Origin of the sequence: Ruminiclostridium cellobioparum DSM 1351 = ATCC 15832 (genome assembly GCF_000621505.1) — a bacterium.
In the GTDB taxonomy this organism is placed as follows: domain Bacteria; phylum Bacillota; class Clostridia; order Acetivibrionales; family DSM-1351; genus Ruminiclostridium; species Ruminiclostridium cellobioparum.
Genome location: NZ_JHYD01000092.1, coordinates 1 through 1,021 on the forward strand (window position 1 = coordinate 1; position 1,021 = coordinate 1,021).

Annotated in this window: 1 protein-coding gene; it reads left to right on the plus strand. The window is 42.0% G+C overall.

Annotation, left to right across the window (positions count from 1 at the left end; translation table 11 throughout):
- Window positions 1-751 precede the first annotated feature (751 nt).
- On the plus strand, window positions 752-1,021 hold a 270-nt coding region (locus T344_RS28870), incomplete at its 3' end, for a hypothetical protein (RefSeq protein WP_034862456.1).

The following is a 1,021-nucleotide window of genomic DNA, read 5'->3' on the forward strand; positions in this document are numbered from 1 at the left end:
TTTTCGGAACAGAAATATCATCCCTTTGAATACCACATTTAGAAACATATAAGATCCTATACAGCTTGCATACGTGCGGTTTGCAGAGGGCGCGGAGTAAAGACCCACTCCACACTGCTAGAGTAAGGTATAATTCTTTGAATCAGTAATATTAAAAATACAAAACCAGTCCTGCGGTAGCCAGCCGAATAGCCCTTTAAATTGTAGCTTGGTCTATTCGGCTATAGCACCGCTGGCCTGGTTTTGTATTCCAAACACATTTTGAAATTATTGAGGCTTTACAACGCCCCAATCTGCAAACCGTATGAGGGCAAGCTGTATAGGAAGGATTTTTAGTTTGGATATTCAAAGTGATGATATTTCTGCGTAAAATACGCCAGACAGCAAACACCTTTATCCAGTTAACGATAAGATATCAGTCATATTTGCCAGGGACAGTGAGACTAAAGACTTGATACGTGCAGTTTGTAAACCAGCTATATTAAATCCAGAAAAACTGCTCTGACTTAAAAAACGATATATAGAAACTATATGTATTCATGTACCTTAAAGGGCCGGGTTTGGTCAGCTGTAGCTATCCACCTGTACAGGCCATATATGTGTCACATTTTAAATGAAAAGAAAAAAATATCCTCAAAAGAAAAAATTCCGCTTGACAAATACCAAGGACGACGGTAGCGTAGCCGCAAGATTATGCGGGACTTAAGATACGGACAGTATCCGGTTCACGGGATTTTCAGGAGGTGTTTTTATGAGATTTACCATTACGTCACAGGGTGCCGGTATGCCCTTGCAGCTTGATATTTCAGGCTATATTCTTACGGTTTCGGACATTTCCGAGCACAGTATTTCAGTATCTGATACAGACGGCAGGCTTGCTGTCTGCTTTACCAAGCAGGATGCTTTGCTACAGCCCGTGCCTGTATCTGCTGAGACTGCACCTGTAGAGCAGGTTGCAGAGGTTGCTGCTTCACAGGCAGCTATACCTGTTATTGAGCAGATTGCAGTAGTTGATACCGCT